Genomic DNA, 2,467 nt, shown 5'->3' on the forward strand with positions numbered 1-2,467 from the left:
GTGCGGGGCTGACGCGCGCCTGCGGCACGGCCGCCTGTGCTTCCGCCGTCGCCGCGATCCGCCGCCGCAAGACGGAACGCAAGATGACGGTGAGCCTGCCGGGCGGCGATCTCACCATCGAATGGCGCGAGGCGGATAACCACATCCACATGACAGGCGCGGCCACGCTTGATTATGAAGGCACGCTCGATCCGCTGCTTCTTGCGGGGGCAGCATGACAGCGGAGAGCCGCAGGCAGACCGAGATCATCACCTTTGGCTGCCGTCTCAACACTTACGAGTCAGAAGTCATTCGCGGCCATGCCGATGCAGCGGGGCTTGATGGTGCCATCGTCTTCAATACCTGCGCGGTGACGGCAGAGGCCGAACGGCAGGCACGGCAGGCAATCCGCAAGGCACGGCGCGAAAACCCCAATGCACGCATCATCGTGACGGGCTGCGCAGCGCAGGTGAACCCGGATGAATTTGCCGCCATGCCCGAAGTCGATCTCGTGCTTGGCAATGACGAGAAGATGCAGGCCACAAGCTGGCTTCCTGAACGCGCGCTTCACGCAAATGAAAAAGTGCGTGTGAACGACATCATGTCGGTGCGCGAAACGGCCGGCCATCTTGTGCAGGGGCTGGAAGGCCGCGCACGCGCCTTCGTGCAGGTGCAGAATGGCTGCGACCATCGCTGCACCTTCTGCATCATTCCCTATGGCCGTGGCCCCTCGCGCAGCGTGCCTGCGGGTGAAGTGGTCGGGCAGGTGCGCACGCTGGTGGAAAATGGCTACCGCGAAGTCGTGCTCACCGGCGTGGACATGACTTCCTATGGCAGCGACCTGCCGGGGCATCCGAGCCTTGGCAATCTCGCGCGTCGCATCCTGAAGCTCGTGCCCGAACTGGAGCGCCTTCGCCTTTCCTCCATCGACTCCATCGAAGCCGATGACGATCTGATGCGCCTCATCGCGGAGGAAGAGCGGCTGATGCCGCATCTCCACCTCTCGCTGCAATCAGGCGACAACATGATCCTGAAGCGAATGAAGCGCCGCCATCTGCGCGAAGATTCAATCCGCTTTTGCGAGGAGGCGCGCCGTGTCCGCCCCGACATTGTGTTCGGTGCGGATTTCATCGCGGGCTTTCCGACCGAGACGGAAGAGATGTTCGAAAACACGCTCCGCCTTGTCGATGAATGCGGACTGACCTGGCTTCATGTATTTCCCTTCTCCCCGCGCCCCGGCACGCCCGCCGCACGCATGCCGCAGGTGGCCCGCGAGATCGGCAAGGCGCGTGCCGACCGTCTGCGCGAAAAGGGGCGGCAGCGCGTGATCGCCCATCTGGAAGAAGGGCTCGGCGCGACGCGGCCCGTGCTGATGGAAACACCGACGCTTGGCCGCACGCATCAGTTCACGCCGGTGCGGGTGAAGGAAGAAGCGCGCGCTGGCGACATTCTCTCGCTTCACCTCGCAGCACATGACGGCAAGAGTTTTGAAGGATTGAGGGCCGCGTGAGCGAGCAGACAGAAGAAACAGGCAAGAAGAAATCTCTCTTTCAGCGGATGAAAGAGGGGCTTACCCGCTCCACGAAAACCATCTCCGAAGGCATCACGGGCATCTTCACCAAGAAGAAGCTCGACGCGGCAACGCTTGAGGAACTGGAAGAACTGCTCATCTCCGCCGATCTCGGCCTTGATGCGGCTGCCTCTGTGACAGAAGCAGTGGGGCGCGACCGCTACAACAAGGAAGTAAGCCCCGAAGAAATCCGCGCGATCCTCGCAGGCGAGATTGCGAAAGTTCTGAAGCCCGTCGAAAAGCCGTTCGAGATCGACCCGACCAAAAAGCCCTTTGTCGTGCTGATGGCGGGCGTGAATGGCGCGGGCAAGACAACGACCATCGGCAAGATTGGCGCCAAGCTGAAAGCGGAAGGCCGAAGCGTGATGCTTGCCGCAGGCGACACATTCCGCGCTGCCGCCGTGGAACAGCTCAAGGTCTGGGGCGAGCGTATCGGCGCGCCTGTCTGCTCAACGAAAGTCGGCGGCGATGCGGCGGGCCTTGCCTATGAGGCGCTTGCCCGCGCGCGCGAGGAAGGCACCGATGTTCTGCTGATCGACACGGCAGGCCGCCTGCAGAACAAGGCCGACCTGATGGCCGAGCTTGAAAAGATCATCCGCGTGATGCGCAAGCTCGATCCCGAAACGCCCCACGCGGCCCTCCTCGTGCTCGACGCAACAACGGGACAGAACGCGGTCAATCAGGTTGAAATCTTTGGCAAGCTTGCAGGCATTACCGGCCTTGTGATGACCAAGCTCGACGGCACGGCACGGGGCGGCATACTCGTCGCCATCGCAAGGAAGTTCGGGCTGCCCGTACACATGATCGGCGTTGGCGAGGGGATTGATGATCTCCAGCCCTTCAATGCCGAAGCCTATGCAAAGGCAATCACCGGCGCGAACTGACGCGCAAAAGGGGATAGAGAATGAACGATACCGG

At 62.1% G+C, this 2,467-nt stretch carries 1 protein-coding gene and 2 pseudogenes; all 3 read left to right on the forward strand.

Features of this window, described 5'->3' with window-relative positions:
- Window positions 1-218: pseudogene (locus WBF74_RS10490) on the forward strand (diaminopimelate epimerase); the annotation flags it as partial.
- Window positions 215-1,489: a tRNA (N(6)-L-threonylcarbamoyladenosine(37)-C(2))-methylthiotransferase MtaB gene (mtaB, locus tag WBF74_RS10495; RefSeq protein ID WP_424439252.1), complete on the forward strand. Its 1,275-nt coding sequence runs from the start codon at window positions 215-217 to the stop codon at window positions 1,487-1,489. The pseudogene WBF74_RS10490 and the gene mtaB, both read left to right, overlap by 4 nt.
- A gap of 89 nt (window positions 1,490-1,578) precedes the next feature.
- Window positions 1,579-2,433: pseudogene (ftsY, locus tag WBF74_RS10500) on the forward strand (signal recognition particle-docking protein FtsY); the annotation flags it as partial.
- Window positions 2,434-2,467: the final 34 nt, after the last annotated feature.

The organism is Parvibaculum sp., assembly GCF_049672805.1.
Classification (GTDB): Bacteria; Pseudomonadota; Alphaproteobacteria; order Parvibaculales; family Parvibaculaceae; genus Parvibaculum.